We start from the raw sequence: 1,088 nt of genomic DNA, 5'->3' as shown, positions 1-1,088 counted from the left end.
GACTTCCAGCTCGTCGATGAAGTTGCGCAGGATGTCGCCGGTTACTGCTTGCTGCTTAGCCTGGATGACCGATTCGGTCATCACGTTCAGGGTCCAGCCAGTCAACTGGCTCGCCAGACGCACGTTCTGACCACCCCGACCGATGGCCTGAGCCAGATTGTCTGCGCCAACGGCGATGTCCATTGCATGGGCATCTTCGTCAACGATAATGGCCGCCACTTCTGCCGGCGACATGGCATTGATCACGAACTGCGCCGGATTATCGTCCCACAGGACGATATCGACACGCTCGCCACCCAACTCGCCCGACACGGCCTGGACGCGCGAACCGCGCATACCGATGCACGCGCCCTGCGGGTCGATGCGTTTGTCCTTGGAACGGACAGCGATCTTGGCACGCGAACCCGGATCACGGGACGCCGCCATGACTTCGATCAGGCCTTCAGCGATTTCCGGCACTTCGATACGGAACAGCTCGATCAGCATTTCCGGCGCGGTACGCGACAGGATCAACTGCGGACCGCGGTTCTCGGTGCGGATTTCCTTGAGCAGTGCACGCAGGCGCACACCGACACGGAAGGTTTCGCGAGGAATGATGTCTTCACGGGCCAGCAACGCTTCCGCGTTATTGCCCAGATCGACGATCACGTTGTCGCGAGTGACTTTCTTCACGGTGCCGGAGATGATTTCTCCCAGGCGCTCGCGATAGGCGTCGACCACTTGAGCGCGCTCGGCTTCACGCACTTTCTGCACGATGACCTGTTTGGCGGTCTGTGCAGCAATGCGGCCGAACTCGATGGATTCGATCTTTTCTTCGACGACGTCGCCGACCTTGGCGCCCGGATGCGTTTCGGCAACCTTGCTTGGCCAGGTTTCGATCGCAGGATCGTCGAGATCATTCTCTTCGACAACTGTCCAGCGACGGAAAGTCTCGTAGGAACCGGTGTGGCGGTTAATTTCCACACGCAGGTCAACTTCGTCTTCAAAACGCTTTTTGGTAGCAGTGGCCAGAGCCAGCTCCAGCGCTTCAAAAATCACGCTTGCCGGTACGCCCTTTTCATTGGATACCGACTCAACAACCAGCAGTA

General features: G+C 58.6%; 1 protein-coding gene. It reads right to left on the bottom strand.

Features of this window, described 5'->3' with window-relative positions:
* On the bottom strand, positions 1–1,086 hold a 1,086-nt coding region (nusA, locus tag ACIP8I_RS27185; RefSeq protein WP_400764934.1), incomplete at its 3' end, for a transcription termination factor NusA.
* Positions 1,087–1,088 lie beyond the last annotated feature (2 nt).

It is taken from the genome of Pseudomonas sp. NPDC088414, from assembly GCF_044753325.1.
Taxonomy (GTDB): Bacteria; Pseudomonadota; Gammaproteobacteria; order Pseudomonadales; family Pseudomonadaceae; genus Aquipseudomonas.
The sequence above is the reverse complement of the archived record's forward strand: the minus strand, read 5'-3'. Positions and strand labels throughout refer to the sequence as shown.